Annotated in this window: 1 protein-coding gene; it reads left to right on the top strand. The window is 63.5% G+C overall.

The genetic code is table 11. The annotated features are described in order from the left end of the window. The coding region (locus tag U9980_RS22605) for an IS701 family transposase (RefSeq protein WP_322769776.1) at positions 1-1,141 on the top strand (1,141 nt) is incomplete at its 5' end. Positions 1,142-1,161 lie beyond the last annotated feature (20 nt).

Raw genomic sequence — 1,161 nt, 5'->3', positions numbered from 1 at the left:
TCTGTTCGAGCCCGACGGAGTGCTCGTCTTGGACGAGACGGGATTCATCAAGAAAGGAAACCGATCCGCGGGAGTTCAACGTCAGTACAGCGGGACCGCGGGGCGGATCGAGAATTGTCAGGTGGGTGTCTTCGCCGTCTATGCGTCCGGTCGGGGGCGGGCGTATGTCGACCGCGAGCTGTATCTGCCGGAGAAGTGGACGGACGACCGGGAACGGTGTCGGGAGGCGGGTATCCCGGACGACGTCGCATTCGCGACGAAGACGGAGCTGGCGCTGGTCATGGTCCGCCGGTTCCACGAGGCCCATCCCCAGCTGGGCTGGGTCGCCGGCGACGAGGTCTACGGCCGCTCCCCGGAGCTCCGGACCTGGCTTGAGGATCACGAGATTGGCTATGTTCTGGCCGTCGCTACGAATACCGTGGTCTCCACGGCGCAAGGCCGATTCCGGGTCGACGCCCTCGCTACCATGGTGCCTGACACGGCGTGGGAGACGTATTCCTGTGCTGACGGCTCGAAAGGGCCACGGCTCTACGACTGGGCGCTGGTCGAGACCGCCGACGCCGCCGGCCCCGCCGGACGGCCGCGCCAGGTTCTCGTCCGGCGTTCCCGCGGCGAGAAAAAGGAGCTGGCGTTCTACCTGACCCATTCTTCCCGGCCTGTTCCGCTGGCGGCCCTGGTCACGGTCGCTGGTCGCCGGTGGAATGTGGAGGAATGTTTTCAGTCCGGAAAGAACGAAGTCGCTCTGGACCATTACCAAGTCCGGCTCTACAGGGCCTGGTACAGGCACATAACACTGTCCATGTTCGCCCACGCATGGCTCGCCGTCACCGTGGCCAAGAATCGTGAGAAGAATAGGCCGCCAAAGGAACGGGTGGCCACCGCAACCGGTTACGTCCGCGAACCCGACGGCAGTATTCCGATCGCCGATCCGCCCGTGCCGGCCAGGAACAAGATGATCCCATTTACTCTCAATGAGATCCGTCATATTATTGTCCAAGTCTGGCAGAAGGCCATCCCTTTCAGTGTCACTCGGCGCTGGTCGGACTGGCGTCGACGCCACCAAGAGCGGGCGAGCTACTACCACTTTCTCCGGCGGATACGTGCCGCTCGAGCATCCGCCACGCCGGTCGCAGCCACATAGAGATCACTGTGGCTGTAGTA

Origin of the sequence: Protofrankia sp. Cr1, from assembly GCF_963555865.1 — a bacterium.
GTDB lineage: Bacteria > Actinomycetota > Actinomycetes > Frankiales > Frankiaceae > Protofrankia.
This window is presented reverse-complemented; position numbering and strand designations above follow the sequence as displayed.